Source organism: Cellulomonas sp. GbtcB1 (assembly GCF_019091725.1).
In the GTDB taxonomy this organism is placed as follows: Bacteria; Actinomycetota; Actinomycetes; order Actinomycetales; family Cellulomonadaceae; genus Cellulomonas.
The window spans coordinates 1-238 of the sequence record NZ_JAGXJG010000529.1; the positions used below are offsets into that span (position 1 = coordinate 1).

The 238-nt window shown below is 73.5% G+C and carries 1 protein-coding gene; it reads right to left on the minus strand.

Going from position 1 to position 238, the window contains the following annotated elements; all coding sequences use genetic code 11:
* A partial coding sequence (locus KVT14_RS21275; protein WP_217617380.1) for a dihydroxy-acid dehydratase occupies positions 1–238 on the minus strand: 238 nt, incomplete at both ends.

Consider the following 238-nt stretch of genomic DNA (forward strand, 5'->3'; position numbering starts at 1 on the left):
GGCCGCCCTCACCCCGGCACCCTCGGGGGCCAGCGGCCCGTCGAGGATCGTGATGCCGCCGGTGTGGTGGATCGGGTTGTCCAGCGCGCGCAGGATCTTGCCGTCCGGGGCGGGCGGGGCGACGTCGGCGAGGTTCTCCGCGACGGTCTTGCCGGTGACGGTGAGGCAGTCGCCGTGGATCAGTCCGGCGTCGAGCAGCGCCTTCATGATCACCGGGACGCCGCCGATGCGGTCGACG